This is a genomic window from Novosphingobium olei, from assembly GCF_012927405.1.
GTDB lineage: Bacteria > Pseudomonadota > Alphaproteobacteria > Sphingomonadales > Sphingomonadaceae > Novosphingobium > Novosphingobium olei.
Genome location: NZ_JABBGM010000004.1, coordinates 168753 through 185330, shown reverse-complemented (window position 1 = coordinate 185330; position 16578 = coordinate 168753). Strand labels below are relative to the sequence as shown.

Annotated in this window: 16 protein-coding genes; 5 read left to right on the top strand and 11 right to left on the bottom strand. The window is 68.1% G+C overall.

Translation table 11 applies throughout. The features are described from left to right. Window positions 1–29: 29 nt before the first annotated feature. From HHL27_RS11005 to HHL27_RS10995, 3 genes are read right to left on the bottom strand one after another with little or no spacing between them, the layout of a single operon-like run. Window positions 30–746: an aspartate/glutamate racemase family protein gene (locus HHL27_RS11005; RefSeq protein WP_277350567.1), complete on the bottom strand. Its 717-nt coding sequence runs from the start codon at window positions 744–746 to the stop codon at window positions 30–32. Window positions 747–751: 5 nt separating this feature from the next. Then, complete coding sequence (locus HHL27_RS11000; RefSeq protein ID WP_169493453.1) at window positions 752–1006, bottom strand: hypothetical protein; 255 nt, start codon at window positions 1004–1006, stop codon at window positions 752–754. After that, window positions 997–1398 carry a hypothetical protein gene (locus HHL27_RS10995; RefSeq protein ID WP_169493452.1) on the bottom strand — a complete coding sequence of 134 codons (402 nt, stop codon included), beginning with the start codon at window positions 1396–1398 and terminating at the stop codon, window positions 997–999. The genes HHL27_RS11000 and HHL27_RS10995 overlap by 10 nt, the downstream gene beginning before the upstream one ends. Before the next feature lie 95 nt (window positions 1399–1493). Between HHL27_RS10995 and HHL27_RS10990 the strand changes: the two genes are divergently transcribed. Next, window positions 1494–2084 (top strand): NUDIX hydrolase, encoded by a 591-nt coding sequence (locus HHL27_RS10990; RefSeq protein WP_338114879.1) that lies wholly within the window; start codon window positions 1494–1496, stop codon window positions 2082–2084. A 40-nt stretch (window positions 2085–2124) separates the two neighbouring features. Here HHL27_RS10990 and trpC read toward each other — a convergent pair whose 3' ends face one another. From trpC to HHL27_RS10965, 5 genes are all read right to left on the bottom strand, one after another. Further along, window positions 2125–2913 (bottom strand): indole-3-glycerol phosphate synthase TrpC, encoded by a 789-nt coding sequence (trpC, locus tag HHL27_RS10985; RefSeq protein ID WP_169493451.1) that lies wholly within the window; start codon window positions 2911–2913, stop codon window positions 2125–2127. A gap of 56 nt (window positions 2914–2969) precedes the next feature. Further along, the gene (gene trpD / locus HHL27_RS10980; RefSeq protein WP_169493450.1) at window positions 2970–3968 is read right to left on the bottom strand and encodes an anthranilate phosphoribosyltransferase; all 999 of its coding nucleotides are present in this window, start codon (window positions 3966–3968) and stop codon (window positions 2970–2972) included. An 8-nt stretch (window positions 3969–3976) separates the two neighbouring features. Continuing rightward, window positions 3977–4564: an anthranilate synthase component II gene (locus HHL27_RS10975; protein WP_169493449.1), complete on the bottom strand. Its 588-nt coding sequence runs from the start codon at window positions 4562–4564 to the stop codon at window positions 3977–3979. A 12-nt stretch (window positions 4565–4576) separates the two neighbouring features. Further along, window positions 4577–6025 (bottom strand): anthranilate synthase component I family protein, encoded by a 1449-nt coding sequence (locus HHL27_RS10970; protein WP_420874056.1) that lies wholly within the window; start codon window positions 6023–6025, stop codon window positions 4577–4579. Window positions 6026–6134: 109 nt separating this feature from the next. After that, the gene (locus HHL27_RS10965; RefSeq protein ID WP_169493448.1) at window positions 6135–8066 is read right to left on the bottom strand and encodes a SurA N-terminal domain-containing protein; all 1932 of its coding nucleotides are present in this window, start codon (window positions 8064–8066) and stop codon (window positions 6135–6137) included. 248 nt (window positions 8067–8314) lie between these two features. Here HHL27_RS10965 and tpiA point away from each other — a divergent pair, with 248 nt between their 5' ends. From tpiA to HHL27_RS10950, 3 genes are all read left to right on the top strand, one after another. Then, window positions 8315–9085, top strand: a complete 771-nt coding sequence (gene tpiA, locus HHL27_RS10960) for a triose-phosphate isomerase (protein ID WP_169493447.1) — start codon at window positions 8315–8317, stop codon at window positions 9083–9085. An 89-nt stretch (window positions 9086–9174) separates the two neighbouring features. Then, window positions 9175–9576, top strand: coding sequence for a preprotein translocase subunit SecG (secG, locus tag HHL27_RS10955; RefSeq protein ID WP_169493446.1), 402 nt, complete (start codon window positions 9175–9177; stop codon window positions 9574–9576). A gap of 171 nt (window positions 9577–9747) precedes the next feature. After that, window positions 9748–11379: a CTP synthase gene (locus tag HHL27_RS10950; protein ID WP_169493445.1), complete on the top strand. Its 1632-nt coding sequence runs from the start codon at window positions 9748–9750 to the stop codon at window positions 11377–11379. An 18-nt stretch (window positions 11380–11397) separates the two neighbouring features. Here HHL27_RS10950 and HHL27_RS10945 read toward each other — a convergent pair whose 3' ends face one another. Then, complete coding sequence (locus HHL27_RS10945; RefSeq protein WP_169493444.1) at window positions 11398–12540, bottom strand: aromatic ring-hydroxylating oxygenase subunit alpha; 1143 nt, start codon at window positions 12538–12540, stop codon at window positions 11398–11400. A 100-nt stretch (window positions 12541–12640) separates the two neighbouring features. Between HHL27_RS10945 and HHL27_RS10940 the strand changes: the two genes are divergently transcribed. Further along, a complete protein-coding gene (locus HHL27_RS10940; protein ID WP_169493443.1) occupies window positions 12641–14326 on the top strand; it encodes an AmpG family muropeptide MFS transporter in 1686 nt (561 codons plus the stop codon). Between the two features lie 45 nt (window positions 14327–14371). Here the strand turns inward: HHL27_RS10940 and HHL27_RS10935 are convergent, their stop codons facing one another. Together HHL27_RS10935 and HHL27_RS10930 are read right to left on the bottom strand one after the other, a co-directional pair. After that, window positions 14372–14926 carry a DMP19 family protein gene (locus tag HHL27_RS10935; RefSeq protein WP_206069542.1) on the bottom strand — a complete coding sequence of 185 codons (555 nt, stop codon included), beginning with the start codon at window positions 14924–14926 and terminating at the stop codon, window positions 14372–14374. Between the two features lie 344 nt (window positions 14927–15270). Further along, window positions 15271–16578, bottom strand: a complete 1308-nt coding sequence (locus HHL27_RS10930; protein ID WP_169493442.1) for a bifunctional folylpolyglutamate synthase/dihydrofolate synthase — start codon at window positions 16576–16578, stop codon at window positions 15271–15273.

Here is a 16578-nt window from a genome sequence, read left to right as displayed (position 1 = left end):
CGCACGCCGATAAATAACTGACGCGTCCGTTATTTATCGCAGCCCAGCGCCACTGCGGCGGCGGCGCGGGCGTGGAGCGCGGTGGTATCGAACAAGGGCACCGCGCTATCGCTCTGGTCGATCAGCAGCATGATTTCGGTGCAGCCCAGGATCAGCCCCTGCGCGCCGCGCGCGACAAGGCGGGCGATGACCGCGCGGTAGGCTTCACGCGAGGTGGGTGAGATCACCCCGGCCACGAGTTCGTCGTAGATGACGCGGTGGACGAGCGCACGGTCTTCGGCATCTGGGACGAGAACATCGAGCCCGTGCCGATCGCGCAGGCGGCCGGTGTGGAAATCCTGCTCCATGGTGAAAGCCGTGCCGAGCAGCGCGATTCGGGTGATGCCCGCCGCGACCACCGCCTGTGCCGTCGGGTCGGCGATATGGAGCAGGGGAACGGAGGTTGCCGCCTCGATCGCCGGGGCGAGCAGGTGCATGGTGTTGGTGCACAGCACCAGCGCCTGCGCGCCGGCATCGGCCAGCAGCCGCGCCGAAGCGGCGAGCTGGCGGCCGAGATCGTCCCAGCGGCCATCGCGCTGGGCCTGCGCGATGGGGGCGAAATCGAGCGAATGGAGCACGATGTCGGCCGAACTGGTGGGCCCGCGCGCATCGCGCACGTGGGCGTTGATCAGACGGTAATAGTGCGCGGTGCTTTCCCAGCTCATCCCGCCGATGAGGCCGAGCCGGCGCAAGGGGGTGTGTTCCATGCCGCTCATCTGGCGGCTGGTGTGGGGATGATGGCGACAGGGCCGAAGGTGCGGGCGAGGGTTGCCCGGGCATCGGCCAGCGACAGCGGGGGCTTTCCGCCGCGGAAGGACGGGCCGCGTACCGCGTACTGCACCGAATAGAGGTTTTCGGCATCGCGATAGAGCGCGATCACGTCGATCTCTCCCGAGCCGGCCTGCGCCTGGGCATAGGCGTTGGCGGGCGTGTCGGCGCAGCCGATGGCGATGTAGGTCAGCTCCATGCCGCCGGCGGTCTGTTCGGGCGGGGCGGCTTCGAAGATCGCGCCGCTGGGGCACGCGCGCGGTTCGAAAATGGCGCGGGCGAGATCGGGCGGGCCTTGGCGATGCCGCCGAAGCCCTGAAAGCCGCGCACCGTCAGCAGCGTGCGCCAGGTGGCGAAGGTTTCGCCATCGCGCAGGAATTCGAGCAGGAACTGGCCGCGCGCGAGCTGGGCCGGCTGCGCCGTATAGGCGGGGGGCACGCGGAAGGTGATCGTCTTGCCGAACAGCGGCAGGGCGATGGGCTGACCTGCCGGCGCCGCACGGGCGGGTCCGACGCACACGAGCGACGCGGCGGCCAGGATCGGGGCCAAGGCGAGGATCGGGGCGAGGATCGAGGCGGGGCGCAGGCGCATGTCGGGCCGAGCGTAACGCCCTTCTTGCGGTGCAGCAAACGGTCGTTGCATCGGGCCGGGCGGGGCGGCTAGGCCGATTGCGTGGCGGAGCGGCCGTGGCGGAGATTGGGACGATCATGGGCGAGATCATCGGGCAGGAGCTGGTCTACGACGGCTGGTACAGGTTCTCGCGGCTGAAGGTGCGGCTGCCCGACGGCGTGGTGGTGGAACGCCATCTGCTCGACAATGGGCAGGCGGTGGCGGTGCTGCCCTATGATCCGGTGCGGCGCTGCTGCCTGCTGATCACCCAGCCGCGCGCGCCGGTGATCGCGGCGGGCGAGGCGCCGGTGCTGGAGGCGATAGCCGGCGGTCTCGACGGCATCGCGCCCGAGGATCGCATCCGCGAAGAGGCGATGGAGGAAGGTGGCCTGCGGCTGGGCCAGCTGGAGCCAGTGGCCAACATCTGGCCGATCCCGCCGGTTTCGACCGAGCGGGTGATGCTCTACCTTGCCGAATACACTGCTGCCGACCGCGTGGGCGAAGGTGGCGGGGCGGAAGGCGAATTCGAGGCGATCAGCGTGCACGAGATCACGCTGGACGCCTTGCGCGACATGGTGCTGGCAGGCGAGCTGACCGATGCCAAGACGCTGGTGCTGGCGCAGGCCCTGCTGCTGCGGCGGCCCGAGCTGTGGAGCGGCGGGCGGTAGGCAGGGCAGCCCATCGACAGGCTCAGGGCAGGCTGCGGGCTTAGCCCTCGAGCAGGGTGCGGGTCGCCGCTTCGACGTCGGGCTGGCGCATCAATGCTTCGCCGACGAGGAAGGTGCGCGCGCCGCACTTTTCCAGCCGCAGCAGGTCTTCGTGGGTGTTGATGCCGCTTTCGGCCACGAGCAGCGTGCCTTGGGGAGCCAGCGGGGCAAGGCGCTCGGTGTTCGCGAGGTCGGTGACGAAGCGCTTCAGGTCGCGGTTGTTGACCCCGATCAGGCGCGATTGCAGGCGGGCGGCGCGCTCCATTTCGGCTTCGTTGTGGACTTCGACCAGCACGTCCATGCCCTGTTCGCGCGCGGCGGCCTCGATCTCGGCCATCTGGGCGTCTTCGAGCGCGGCGACGATGATCAGGATGGCGTCGGCGCCGATCGCGCGCGCTTCGGCGCACTGCCAGGGATCGACCATGAAGTCCTTGCGGATCACCGGCAGGGCGCAGGCGGCGCGGGCGTCCATCAGATAGTCTTCGTGGCCCTGGAAATAGGGCGCATCGGTCAGCACCGAAAGGCACGCAGCGCCGCCCGCCTGGTAGGCGAGCGCATGTTCGGCGGGGCGGAAATCGGGGCGGATCAGGCCCTTGGACGGGCTCGCCTTCTTGATCTCGGCAATGAGCGCGAAGCCGGTCGCGGCGCGCTGGCGCAGGGCGGCCTCGAACCCGCGCGGCGGGGTCTGTTCGCTGGCGCGCGCGGCGAGGTCGGCGAGCGTGGCGAACCCCTTGCGGGCGAGCACTTCGTCGCGCTTGGTGGCGCAGATTTCGGCGAGCTTGTCGGTCATCGTGCGAAGCGCCTTGCCGCGGGCGGGGCGGTTTGTCGAGGGGGCGTGGGGGAAGGTCAGCGCAGCGCGGCGATCCAGCAGTTGAGCAGGGCGTTGGCGAGGCCCTTGTCGATGGCTTCGGCCGCTTCCTCGACCCCTTCGTGGAACGAATGCACTTCGCCCGCGACGATCAGCGCGGCGGCGGCGTTGAACAATACGGCATCGCGATAGGGGCCGGGCTCGCCGTGGAGCAGGCGGCGCAGCGCGGCGGCGTTGTAGGCTGCATCGCCGCCCTGGATCGCTTCGATCGGGTGAACCGGAAGATCGGCATCGGCGGGGTGGACGCGGCGCATCAGCACCACGCCGTCCTTCAGTTCGGCCACTTCGTTGCCGCCGGCAAGGCTCAGCTCGTCCATGCCTTCATCGCCCGAGACGACGAGGCTGTGCGCGCTGCCCAGCGCACGCAGCGCTTCGGCATAGATCGGCACGTAGGCAGGCCGGGCAATGCCGACGAGCTGGCGCGACACGCCCGCCGGGTTGGCGAGCGGGCCCATCAGGTTGAAGATCGTGCGACGGCCGATTGCCTTGCGGATCGGCATGATCCGCCCCATCGCCGGGTGGTGGCGCGCGGCGAAGAGGAAGCCGATCCCCAGATCGTTGAGCGTTTCCTCGGCCGTTTCGCCCGCACGATTGAGATCCAGCCCAAGGGCTTCGAGCGTATCGGCGGCGCCCGCCTTGGAACTGGCGGCGCGGTTGCCGTGCTTGGCGACGGGTACGTCGCAGGCCGCGACGACGAGCGCGACGGCGGTCGAGACGTTGAGCGTGTGCAGGCCATCGCCACCGGTGCCGCAGACGTCGATCGCATTGGCGGGGCCAGATACCGGGATCATCCGCGCGCGCATCGCCTGTGCAGCGCCCGCAATCTCGCTCGCCACTTCGCCGCGATCGGACAGCGCGACGAGGAAGCGGGCGATATCGGCAGCCTCGGGCGTGCCGTCGAGGATCTGGCCGAACAGGTGCTCCGCCTCGTCCGCCGCGAACGGCGTGGCGGTAACGTCGGGGAGGTGCAGCGTCATCGGGCCGATCAGGCGGCGCGGGCGAGCGGGACCAGTCCGCAGACGCGCAGGAAGTTGGCGATCATCGCATGGCCGTGCTCGGTGGCGATGCTTTCGGGGTGGAACTGCACCGAATGGATCGGCAGCGACACGTGGCGGAAGCCCATCACGTGGCCATCGTCCGACCGCGCATTGACGATCAGCGCGTCGGGCACGTCCTCGACGATCAGCGAGTGATAGCGCGTGGCGGTGAACGGCGAGGGCAGGCCTTCGAACAGGCCGGTACCGTCGTGCGTCACCTGGCTGGTCTTGCCGTGCATCAGCCCGCCGCGCACGACCTTGCCGCCGAAGTGCTGGCCGATCGACTGGTGGCCAAGGCACACGCCGAGCAGCGGCTTTTCGGCCTGCGCACAGGCGGCGACGAGATCGAGGCTGATGCCCGCTTCGTTGGGCGTGCAGGGGCCGGGCGAGAGCAGGAAGCCATCGGCGCCGGTGGCAATGGCTTCAGCCGCGCTCATCGCGTCGTTGCGCACGACTTCGACCTTGGCGCCCAGCTCCATCAGGTAATGGACCAGGTTCCAGGTGAAGCTGTCGTAGTTGTCGATGACGAGGATCATGGAGCTTCGGCCTTACTGTCCGAACCGGGGTTCGCTGGCGACGCGGATGGCTTCGCGGGCGGCGGCGAAGAGCGCGCCGGACTTGGCTTCGCATTCGCGCTGTTCGTATTCGGGGTTGCTGTCGGCGACGATGCCGGCGCCGGCCTGGACGTGGAGCACGCCATCCTTGAGCACGCCGGTGCGCAGGATGATGCAGCTGTCGACCGAGCCATCGGGGGCGAAGTAGCCGACGCCGCCGGCATAGGCGCCGCGTGTTTCGGGCTCCAGCTCGGCGATCACTTCGCAGGCGCGCACCTTGGGCGCGCCGCTGACGGTGCCTGCGGGAAAACCTGCGAACAGCGCATCGACGCTGTCGGCGCGGGTGGTGTCGAGCTTGCCCACCACGTTCGACACGATGTGCATCACGTGGCTGTAGCGTTCGATGGTGTAGCTTTCGGTGACCTTGACCGTGCCCGCCTGCGCGACGCGGCCGACGTCGTTGCGGCCGAGATCGAGCAGCATCAGGTGCTCTGCGCGTTCCTTGGGATCGGCCAGCAGGCTGACTTCGTTGGCCTGGTCTTCCTCCGGCGTGCCGCCGCGCGGTCGCGTCCCGGCGATCGGGCGGATGGTGACTTCGCCGTTGCGGATGCGGACGAGGATTTCCGGGCTCGAGCCGATCAGCGCGAAGCCGGGCAGATCGAGGAAGTAGAGGAACGGCGACGGGTTCACGCGGCGGAGCGAGCGGTAGAGCGCCGAGGCCGGGAGCGGGAAGGGCGCGGTGAAGCGCTGTGCCAGCACGACCTGGAAGATGTCGCCCGCTTCGATGTAGTCCTTGGCCCGGCCGACCATGCCCGCATACTGTTCGGGCGCCATGACCGGGGTGCGCTCGATGTCAAGCGGCTGGTCGAGGCGCGGTTCGGCTGGCGCTGCTTCGGACAGGCGGCGCAGCGCTTCGTCGATGCGGTCGGCGGCGGCTTCGAGCAGATGCGACGGATCGCCCGCGCCAGCCCAGACCGGCGCGACGGCGTGGAGTTCGTCGGTCAGGCGGTCGAACACCAGCACCACGGTGGGCCGCACGAACAGCATGTCGGGCAGCACCAGATCGCTGTCGGGCGCGCGGGGCAGCTTTTCGACAAGGCCGATGGTTTCGTAGCCGAAGTAGCCGACGAACAGCGCCAGCACCGGGGGCAGGCCCTGCGGCACGTCGATGCGGCAGGAATCGACCAGCGCGCGTAGTTCGACCAGGGCATCGCCGGCAAGCGGGGCGAAGGCGGCGCGATCGTGCCGCCAGATGCGGTTCACTTCGCAGGCGTGGCCGGTGGCGCGGAAGACGAGGTCGGGATCGAGCCCGAGCAGGCTGTAGCGCCCGCGCACTTCGCCGCCCTGCACGGATTCGAGCAGGAAATCGCCACGACCCGACTGCATCAGCTTGAGCGCGGCACCGACCGGGGTTTCGGTATCGGCGATCAGGCGGCGCCAGATCAGCGCCGGCTTGCCAGTCTGCAGCGCGGCGGCAGCAGCGTCCCAGTTCTCCGGACGCCCGGTTTGGGCGGGCGTCCGGTCGAGCGTGGCGTTGGCGGCCGTCACGGACTTACTGCCCGCCGAGGAGCTGCGTGCGCACGGCGCGGATGCCGGCTTCGTTGCGCTTCACGCCGACATCGTTGCTGATCGCGCGGCGCAGCGAAGCGCCGTATTCGGGGCCGAGCGCCTGCGACAGTTCCTGCGCGGCGGCAGGAACGATCGGATCGTTCGCGGCGACCACGCCGGGAATGACCTTGCCCAGCGAGACGACGATCCAGCCCGAGCCATCGGGCGCGGCGATCGACTTGGCCGTGCCCTGCGCCATCGAGAACATCAGCGCGAGCGCTTCGGGAATGCGCGGCTGCATCGCGTTGAGCTGTTCGCGGCTCATCGTCACGGGGCTGGGCGCGGGCAGGGTGGCACCGGTTGCCTTCATCGCATCGGCGAGCGGCGTGCCCTTGCGCAGCGCGGCAAGGATGGTGTCGCGCGCGGCCTGGGCCTTGGCGCTGCCGGCATCGACCTGCCAATCGCGCGCGACGCGATCGCGGATTTGCGCGAGCGGGGCGGGGGCGGCGGCATCGATGCGGGCCACATCGAACATGACCAGCTTGCCATCGGCGCCCTGGCTGATCTGCGGCTGGCCTTCGCGTTCCATCGCGAACGCGGCCTGGACCAGCGCGGCGACTTCGGGCGCAGGCTTCACGCCGGGCTTGCCGAACACGGTGCCATCGGCCTGGAGCGGATCGGAAGCGACGGGCGCAAGGCCGAGCGACTTGGAGGCGTCGGCAAGGCCGGTGCCGTTCTCGAACTGCTCCTCGATCTTGGCGGCAAGGTCGGTCAGCGCGGCGCGGCGCTTTTCGACGGCGAGCGCGGCGACGATTTCGCCGCGGGCCTGTTCGAGCGTCTTGCCGGGATTGTCGTGGACGGCATCGACGCGGACGACGTGCCATCCGATCGGGCTCTTCGCCGGAGCAGCGACCTTGCCCTGCGCCGTGGCGAAGGCGGCGTCGGCGACGGCCTTGGATGCCTGCGAGGTCAGGGCATCACGGGTGAGGCCGGGCAGCTTGGCGGCGGACAGGCCCTTGGCCCTGGCGGCGGCGTCGATCGGCTTGCCCGCGGCAACCTCGGCGGCGAGCGCCTTGGCGGTGGCTTCGTCGGCGACGATCACCTGGCTGAAATCGCGCGTCTGGCTGGGGGCATAGGTCGCGGCGTTCAGCTTGTAGCGCTGGGCGATTTCGGCGTCGGTCGGCGCAGGCGCGTTCTGGACCGCCTTTTCATCGAGCACGGCATAGCGGATCGTGCGGCGTTCGGGCAGCATGTAGCGCTGCGAATGCGCCTTGTAGAAGGCGGCGAGCGCGGCATCATCCGGCCCCTGCTTGGGGGCGAAGGCGGTGGCGGGGACGAAGGCGAGCACGCCTTCGCGCTTTTCCTTGAGCAGCGCGGCATAGCGCAGCGCGACGCCCTTGGGGAACTGCGCGCCGAAGCTGCCGGGAACGAGCAGCTGGCGCGCCATCAGGCCCTGGCCGATGTCGCTGCGCACGAGCGCGTCGGTCAGGTTGCGCTGGGCTAGCAGCTGGCGGTAGGCGCTTTCGCTGAACTTGCCGTCCGGGCCCTGGAAGGCGGGAATCTTGACGATTTCGCTGTCGACCAGGCGATCCGACACGGCAAAGCCATGCTTGGCGCCCCATTCCATCATGGCCGCGCGATCGATCAGGCCGTTGAGCACCTGGTCGATGGCGCCGCTGGCGACGAAGTCCTTCATCATCAGCGTCGGGGTCTTTTGCCGTTCGCCTTCGAGCGCGTTGGTTACCGCCTTGCCAAGCTCGGCCGTGCCGATGCGGCTGCCGCCAACCGAGGCGACGCGGTCACCCCCGGCAATGCCGCCAAAGCGCGAGCCGGTGACGTCGGCCCCCGCAAAGGCCAGCGCGATCAGGCCGAGAAAGACCAGCGCAACCAGCGCGCCGATGCGGGAGTGAATAAGGGAACGCAGGAAACCGAGCATCGCAGGCGATCGTCCAGACGGGGAATGGATACCAAGGGCGCTGCCTTAGGCGGCGTGGATAAATTCCGCAACGCCACATCTGGCGTCCCGATGGCGCACGGCAGGCCGCTTTCCCGCAGGTGTGCCACGGCATCGGCCGGGCAAAGGGCGTGCAAAAAGCGGCCAAGCGTTTTGCATTCGTATCTTCATTTTGTTAGCCGCGCCGCAGGTTCACGGGAATCACCATTTCGAGGGGGCAGTCGAAGCCAATGCCGCACCGACCCTATATTGTAGGCAACTGGAAGATGAACGGGACGCGCGCCATGCTCGCCGAAGCACGCGCCATTGCGCGCGGCGCTGCCCGCTATCCCGACGTCGACATCGCGCTTGCACCGCCGTTCACGCTGATCGGCGCCCTGCGCGCCGAAGTCAGCGAGATCGGCGTGGGCGGGCAGGATTGCCACGTCGCAGTCAAGGGCGCGCACACGGGCGACGTTTCGGCCGCGATGCTGGCCGATATCGGCGCCGACTTCGTCATCCTGGGCCACAGCGAGCGCCGCAAGGACCATGGCGAAGGCGACGCGCTGATCCGTGCCAAGGCCGAAGCGGCGCTGGCCGCCGGGCTGGGCGTGATCGTCTGCGTGGGCGAGACGCTGGAAGAGCGCGACGGGGGCAAGGCCGAGGCGGTCGTCTCGGGCCAGGTCGATGGCTCGATCCCGCTGGGCGATGCCGCCGCCGAAGCCGTGGCGACGGGCAAGGTTGCCGTGGCTTACGAGCCCGTCTGGGCGATCGGCACCGGCCGCGTCGCGGCGGTCGAGGACGTCGTGGCGATGCATGCGGCCGTGCGCGCGCGGCTCGTCGCCGCTTATGGCGAGGCGGGCGAGAAGGTGCGCATCCTCTATGGCGGTTCGGTCAACGCCGGCAACGCGGCCGACCTGCTGGCGGCCGAGGGCGTCGGCGGGGCGCTGGTCGGCGGGGCGAGCCTGACGGCCGATGCCTTCCTGCCGATCGTGGCGGCGGCCGGCGCGGGCGAAGGATAAGCCCAAGGCCACCAGAAGGGGCGCGGCGCGGGTTGCGCTCGTGGCCCCTTGCGCCTAGATGCGCCGCAACAGCTTTCAGCGAGACTTGAATGTCGCTCTTCATTTTCCTTACCGTCGTGCAGGCGCTGGTCGCAGCTTCGCTTGTCGGCGTGATCCTGATCCAGAAGTCCGAAGGCGGTGGCCTCGGCGTTGGCGGCAGCCCTTCGGGCTTCATGTCGGCGCGCGGCGCGGCGGACTTCATCACCCGCCTGACCTCGATCCTGGCGACGCTGTTCGTCGTCCTGTCGATCGTCCTCGCCGCGCTGGCGGTGAGCCAGAGCGGTGGCCGCAAGATCGACACCTCGCTCGATCGCACCGTTCCCGCAGCGCCGGCCGATCCGCTGGCCGCTTCGCCGGCGCCGGCCCAGTCGCAGGCGCCCGCCGCCGGCGCCAGCCAGGCTCCGGGCCAGGCTCCGGTTACCGATCCGCTCGCGCCCGCCGCGAAGCCGTAATGCTCCGGCACTAGCCGGGGTTCAACTCAAGCAGCCACGTCCGACTGCTCGCCCGATGGGGCGGGTGGCCGGGCTTGTGCCGTTTTCGATCTTACGCTTGTGGATTGCCGCGATCATTTCAGCGGCAACCGCTTGCGCGTGTGCAACTTCTGACGCTAAGGCCCAACTCCCATGGCGCGGTACATATTTATCACCGGCGGCGTGGTTTCCTCGCTCGGCAAGGGACTCATGGCAGCGAGCCTCGCGGCGCTGCTGCAGGCGCGCGGCTATCGCGTGCGCATCCGCAAGTTCGACCCCTATCTCAACGTCGATCCGGGCACGATGAGCCCGTATCAGCACGGCGAGGTGTTCGTGACCGACGACGGCGCGGAAACCGACCTCGATCTTGGCCACTACGAACGCTTCACTGGCGTTTCGGCGCGGCAGGCGGACAACATCACGAGCGGCCGCATCTATCGCGACATCATCGCCAAGGAGCGCCGGGGCGATTACCTGGGCGCGACGGTGCAGGTGATCCCGCACGTGACCGACGCGATCAAGGACTTCGCGCAGGACGAGACCGACGACCTCGACTTCGTGCTGTGCGAGATCGGCGGCACCGTGGGCGATATCGAGGGCCTGCCGTTCATCGAGGCGCTGCGCCAGCTCCACAACGAGCTTGATCGCGACCAGACCTGCTTCGTCCACGTGACGCTGGTGCCCTACATCGCGGCGGCCGGCGAGCTGAAGACCAAGCCGACGCAGCACAGCGTGCGCGAACTGACCGGCCTTGGCATCCAGCCCGATATCCTGTTGTGCCGCTGCGAGAAGCCGCTGCCCGAAAGCGAGCGCGCCAAGATCGCGCAGTTCTGCAACGTGCGGAAGTCCGCCGTCATCCCGGCGCTCGATGCCAAGAGCATCTATGCCGTGCCGCTGCAGTACCACGCCGAAGGGCTCGACAACGAAGTGCTGCGCCACTTCGGCCTTACCGCGCCGAACCCCGATCTTGCCCGCTGGCACGACATCGTCGACCGCCACCAGAATCCCGAAGGCGAAGTGACCATCGGCGTGGTCGGCAAGTATGTCGGCCTGCAGGATGCGTACAAGTCGCTGAACGAAGCGCTGGTCCACGGCGGCATGGCCAACCGCGTGAAGGTCAACGTGCGCTGGATCGACGCCGAACTGTTCGAGAAGGACGACGCCGAGATCGCCGCCCACCTCGAACCGATGCACGGCATCCTGGTGCCCGGAGGCTTCGGCGAGCGCGGATCGGAAGGCAAGATCGCCAGCGTGCGCTTTGCCCGCGAACGCGGGGTGCCGTTCTTCGGCATCTGCCTCGGCATGCAGATGGCCTGCATCGAAGGCGCGCGGAACACCGCCGGGATCAAGGCGGCAAGCTCGACCGAGTTCGGCCCGACCGAGGAGCCGGTGGTGGGCATCATCACCGAGTGGATGACGGCCGAAGGCCTCGAGACGCGCCAGGCCGGCGGCGATCTTGGCGGCACGATGCGGCTCGGCGCCTATCCCGCGGCGCTGGCGGGCAACAGCCATGTGGCGCAGGTCTATGGCGCGAGCGAGATCAGCGAGCGCCACCGCCACCGCTACGAAGTCAACGTCGCCTATCGCGAGGCGCTGGAAAAGGGCGGACTCGTCTTTTCCGGCATGTCGCCCGATGGCCTGCTGCCCGAAATCGTCGAGCGGCCCGACCATCCGTGGTTCATCGGCGTGCAGTTCCACCCGGAGCTGAAGAGCCGCCCGTTCGACGTCCACCCGCTGTTCCGTGGCTTCATCGAAGCAGCGGTGAAGCAGGCGCGTCTGGTCTGATCCTTATCGGGCGGCGGGTCAGCCGTCGCCCATCATCTCGGCGCAGATCTCGTGAAAGCGGCGGATTCCGGTTTCGAGCGTGCCCAGTGTCAGCTCCGTGATCGCGCCCGAGGACAGGCCCTGCTGGCCGAGTTCGGCGGCGCGGAAGTCCTCTGCGCCGAACACGCGGCCGTCCAGTAGCTCCCAGCTGCGCTGCCAGTGGTCGCGCGCTTTGTCGGTTGCGGGCGCTTCGGGGATCAGCATGAAGTCTTCGACCAGCGTGCGGTCGACGCCGCGCGGCATGATCGTCATCAGGTTCACGTAGTCCGGGCTCACGACGACGACCGTCGCCGGAAACAGCTGGTAAGCGAACGTGCCCAGGCGGCGCAGCGTGGACCAGTCGGCGAGGTCGAGCCCCTCCATCTCCGCCGCGCGGCCGACGAGCGAGCGCTGGTGCGGACCGATGCGGTCCCCGGCGGTGACGCCATCCTTGAAGAAGGGCGCAATCGATCCGGAATGGAGCCTCAGGACATGGTAGCTTTCGAGGAAGGCATCCATGATGAGCTTCCAGTTCGCCGCCACATCGTGCGTGCGGCGCGCGAAGAGGTGGTGGCCGCCAAGGTCGACCGCGCCGAAGTCCGCGCTGATCGCGGCGGCGTCGGCGAAGTCGGCCTCGACCGGCGCAAACCAGATGAGGCCGCCTGCTTCGAGGCTGGGCAGTTCGACCAGCCCGTGCGCGGCCTTGTCGAAACCGGGGAAGGTTTCGGGGCGGGGCAGGGCGAGCAGGCGGCCGTCGGTGGCGTAGGTCCAGGCGTGGTAGGGGCAGACCATGCGCGCGCTGCACTGGATATCGCTGCCTTCGACCAGGCGCGTGCCGCGATGGCGACAGACGTTAAGGAACACGTGTGCGCGGCCTTCACCATCGCGCGTGACCAGCAGCGGACGGCCGGTGGCATCATGCGGCAGAGCCATGTGGCGATCGGGCAGCAGGGCCGAGGGGATCAGCACTTGCGGCAGGCGGTCGAACAGGCCGGCCTTCTCCCGCGCGAAGTGCTGCGGATCGACATAGGCGGCGGCGGGCACGTGGGTGACGACGCCCGCAGATTCGCCGACGCCGGCGGCGATGCGCCGGGCCAGCGCGATCTGGCCCTCGGTGGGCCGCAGGTCGAGCGTTTCGCTCATCGTCCTCTCCTTCTGCCCGGCTTTTCGCCGTTATCGGCCTAGCCTTACCCCGAAACGCCGCTAATCTCCTACGACAATTGGACAAGGGACACCGGATCGCATGGCATCGAGTGCCGCCAACGACGGCGCAAAGCCGGCTCGCCCCAAGGGGTTGAAGCTGCTCAGGATCGCGCTGCGCCAGCGCAAGTCGGCCACGATGCTGGGCTTCGGGTTCTCATCGGGCCTGCCCTATGCGCTGCTGATCGGCACGCTCAACGCCTGGCTGGGCGAGGAAAAGATCGACCTGGCGACGATCGGCGTGCTCAGCTGGATCGGCCTGTCCTATTCGTTCAAGTTCCTGTGGTCGCCGCTGGTGGACCGGATGCCGCTGCCGGGGCTCGACCGGCTGGGGCGGCGCAAGAGCTGGATCCTCTTGTGCCAGATGGTGCTGGTGCTGGGCTTCGGCGGGCTTGCCGCGACCAATCCCGCGACCGCCATCGGCACCTTCGCGCTGTTCGCGTTCTTCGCCGCCTTCGCTTCGGCGACGCAGGACGTGGCGGTGGATGCCTGGCGGATCGAAGTTGCGGACGAGGCGACGCCGGTCGAGCTGCTCTCGTCGATCTACCAGTTCGGCTATCGCATCGCCTCCATCGTCGGTGGCGCGCTGGCGCTGGTGATGGCGGGTCGGATGAGTTGGCCGCTGGTCTACCTGTCGATGGCGGGGCTGATCGTGGCGATCATGCTGGTGGTGACGCTGCGTGCGCCCGATACGCCGCGCGCCGAACAGGGCGCGCTTCATGCGGCGCTGGCGCAGCCGGGCGAACTGGCGCCCTCCGCGCGCTGGGCGGCGCTGGCGGTGGTCGGCGTCAGCTGGGCCTGGGCGATCGGGACGATCGGGCACTTCATGGTCGGCATGCTGGCGCCTGCCGATCCCGCAAGCCCGCACCCTTCGGTGAGCGATTTTACCCGCAGCTATGGTCCGTGGATCGTGGTCGCGACGGTGGTGGTGCCGCTGGTGGTCGCGGCGCTGACCAACTGGCTCAAGGCGCATGGCCGCGCCGTGCTGACCGCGCCCGATGCGCGCGTTTCGCCGCTGCGCACGGCGGCGAACCACCTATATGTCGCGCTGGTATCGCCGTTGGCCGAGCTTTCGGGGCGGCTGCGCTGGGGCGTGCTGATCGTGATCGGCATGATCCTGACCTACACGCTGTGCTACAACATCTGGTCGAGCTTCGCCTTCCCGTTCTACCTCGAGCACCTGAAGTACACCAAGGACGAGGTCGCCTTCGCCTCGAAGCTGTTCGGCATCTTCATGACGATCCTCGGCATCAGCCTGGGCGGCTACCTTTTCACCGCGCTGGGGCGGATGCCGACGATCCTGATCGGCGCGATCCTGCCGATCCTGGGCAACTTCGTCTATGCCGACCTTGCCGAAGGCGCGCGGCACATCGACGCGGTGGGCAACGCCACCGGCCTCAACGCGCTGTTCGCCCTGTTCGGCTTCGACGCGCGGATGGTGCGGCTGCTGCTGGCGATCAGCTTCGAGAACGTTTCGACCGGGATCGCCGGCGCGGCTTTCGTCGCCTACATGTCGGGGATCGTCAGCAAGAGCTATACGGCGGTGCAATACGCGCTGCTGTCCTCGCTCACCTTCCTGATCGGCTCGCTGGGGCGTGGCATCGCGGGGGAGGCGTTCGACACCTATGGCTACGCGACGGTGTTCCGCTGGACCGCGGCGGCGGGGCTGGTGGCGGTGGTGATGGTGCTGCTGGAGTGGGTGCGGGTGGCGCGAGCGGAGAGGAAATAGGTGCGCGTGGAAGGACAGGTTTTGGACAGGACGATGTTGCTGGCGCTAAAAACGGAGGCCACCATCATCTTTCAAAAATGGCGTGATTAGTTCTTGCGGATTTGCATAACTGGTTAGACGATCATTTAGAGTATCAGGATCAGCACAGAATTGTTTGTCCAAGGCCTCAAGGCATAACCTCTTGCGGTGGCCAATGAAAAATTCCTGTAGGCGATAAGTTTTCGATTTTAAAATTCGCCAGCGTTTTCGTTGATCCGGAGATGGCTCTGACCGACCAAAAATAACCCGAGCTGCCTCTCTGGCAATACGGAGGGACGCGGTTGCGCCTATCTCTTCCAGCCCATCTAAAGCGATTTTGTAATAGTTGCCTGCGCTGTTCCAAAATAGTTGATCGAACCCGCCATTATAGACTTCACCTTCGAGCAACCCAACCGTGAAGTATGTCTTCTCAGCGCGCGTGAAATCGAGCAGGCTTGGATCTTTGGAACTCCTCTCGACTAATGATTTCCATAGTTCGCGATAGGGGTCATACTGTTTGATTCTCTGGTAGTAAGCCCGAGAATCATCTATGTTTTTTCTTATGCCTTGCTTGCAGGCCATGCAGATGCCGCCTGTGCTCTCCGCGGTAGCGGGCCGGATCAAAGCCCCACATTCGTTGCACGGTATCTTTTCCACCAGCTTAGTCTGGCAGGCACGATGGACCCTCGCAAGATATGTCCGCTACCTCCAGCTTTGCCGCCTTTTTCGCACACCGCTCCATCATCAAAAGCTCCCGTCGCCCCGTGCTTGACACGGGGCTTGGCTATTTTCTGTGCGGGCTCTGCTTTCTCGAACTGAGTCCGATGCCAAATGGCACGCCGGGCGAAAAGCCCAGCCCCGTGTCGAGCACGGGGCGACGGAGAGGCTATGTTGCGCACTGCAGCAGTTGCCCGCGCAACCCCGCGTCAGTCCGGCACTTCCTCGTTCTGGCGCAGCACTTCGCCCGCTAGGTAGAGCGAGCCGGCGATGAGGACGTCGCCTTCGGGCGGCAGGGCGCGCAGGGCGGAGGCGACGTCGGGGAAGCTCTGCACCGGCAGCGCGCTGAACGGGGCGAAGTCTTCGGGGCTGTGCGCGTCGTGGCCTGGGGCGGGGACGATCGACAGCGACAGGGCGTGGCTGCCCAGGGGGCGCAGCAACGCGCCGGGGTCCTTGGCCTTCAGCATGCCCATGACGATGTGCACCGGCGGTTGCGCGGCGAGGTGGCGGGCGATGGCTTCGCCCGCGTCCGGGTTGTGGCCGCCGTCGAGCCAGACGGTGCGGCCGGCGACGATGTCGGTGAGCGGGCCGTGGCCCAGGCGCTGCAGGCGGGCGGGCCAGCGCGCGTCGACGATGCCCTTGGCCATCGCGGCATGGCCGACCTCGATCACACTCTGGTGACGCAGCATGGCGACGGCGAGCGCGGCGTTGTCGGCCTGGTGCGCGCCGGCGAGGGCGGGGAGGGGGAGCAGCAGTTCGCCGTTCGCGTCGCGGTAGTGGATCGCGCTGTCGGCGCGCGCGTCCCAGTCGCGGCCGCGCATGACCACGCTCGCGCCAAGCTTGGCGGCGGTTTCCAGCACCGAGGCGGCGGCGTTGGCGGGATAGGCTTGCGTCACCAGCGGCACGCCCGCCTTGGCGATGCTCGCCTTTTCGAACGCGATGCGGGCGAGCGGATCGGTGGGGACGCCGTCCTCTGGCGCGAGGAGGAAGGCTTCGTGGTCCATGCCCAGCGTCGCGATGCCGCAGGCGGCGGCGGTCTTGAGCACATTGGTGGCATCGAGCCGCCCGCCGAGCCCGGTCTCGATCACGCAGACGTCGGCGGGTTCGCGATGGAAGGCGAGGAAGGTGGCGACGGTGGTGACCTCGAAGAACGAGGGCGCTAGGTCCTCGCCCGCGTCGAGCACGTGCCTGAGCAGTTCGGCGAGCAGTTCGTCCGAAACGAGGCGCCCGGCGATGCGGATGCGTTCGTTGTAGCGGACCAGGTGCGGCTTGGTTGCGGCGTGGACCTTCAGGCCCTGCGCTTCGAGGATCGCGCGCAAGTAGGCGCAAGTCGAGCCCTTGCCGTTGGTGCCGGCGACGTGGAACACCGGCGGCAGCGCATCCTGCGGGTTGCCGACGCGGGCAAGCAGGGCGCGCACGGTGTCGAGCCCCAGGCGCCCGGTCGGCAGCGAGAGCGCGCCGAGGCGGTCCAGTTGGTCCTGGACCGCCGGATCGTCGGAAATGGCGAAATCGCGCAA

Bases quoted from the DNA above. Each gene is read 5' to 3' on its own strand.
- HHL27_RS10945 (WP_169493444.1), bottom strand. From the start codon at position 12,540: ATGAGCGAAACGCTCGACCTGCGGCCCACCGAGGGCCAGATCGCGCTG.
- HHL27_RS11005 (WP_277350567.1), bottom strand. From the start codon at position 746: ATGGAACACACCCCCTTGCGCCGGCTCGGCCTCATCGGCGGGATGAGC.
- HHL27_RS10935 (WP_206069542.1), bottom strand. From the start codon at position 14,926: ATGGCCTGCAAGCAAGGCATAAGAAAAAACATAGATGATTCTCGGGCT.
- HHL27_RS10950 (WP_169493445.1), top strand. From the start codon at position 9,748: ATGGCGCGGTACATATTTATCACCGGCGGCGTGGTTTCCTCGCTCGGC.
- HHL27_RS11000 (WP_169493453.1), bottom strand. From the start codon at position 1,006: ATGGAGCTGACCTACATCGCCATCGGCTGCGCCGACACGCCCGCCAAC.
- HHL27_RS10940 (WP_169493443.1), top strand. From the start codon at position 12,641: ATGGCATCGAGTGCCGCCAACGACGGCGCAAAGCCGGCTCGCCCCAAG.
- tpiA (WP_169493447.1), top strand. From the start codon at position 8,315: ATGCCGCACCGACCCTATATTGTAGGCAACTGGAAGATGAACGGGACG.
- trpD (WP_169493450.1), bottom strand. From the start codon at position 3,968: ATGACGCTGCACCTCCCCGACGTTACCGCCACGCCGTTCGCGGCGGAC.
- HHL27_RS10975 (WP_169493449.1), bottom strand. From the start codon at position 4,564: ATGATCCTCGTCATCGACAACTACGACAGCTTCACCTGGAACCTGGTC.
- HHL27_RS10965 (WP_169493448.1), bottom strand. From the start codon at position 8,066: ATGCTCGGTTTCCTGCGTTCCCTTATTCACTCCCGCATCGGCGCGCTG.
- secG (WP_169493446.1), top strand. From the start codon at position 9,175: ATGTCGCTCTTCATTTTCCTTACCGTCGTGCAGGCGCTGGTCGCAGCT.
- trpC (WP_169493451.1), bottom strand. From the start codon at position 2,913: ATGACCGACAAGCTCGCCGAAATCTGCGCCACCAAGCGCGACGAAGTG.
- HHL27_RS10995 (WP_169493452.1), bottom strand. From the start codon at position 1,398: ATGCGCCTGCGCCCCGCCTCGATCCTCGCCCCGATCCTCGCCTTGGCC.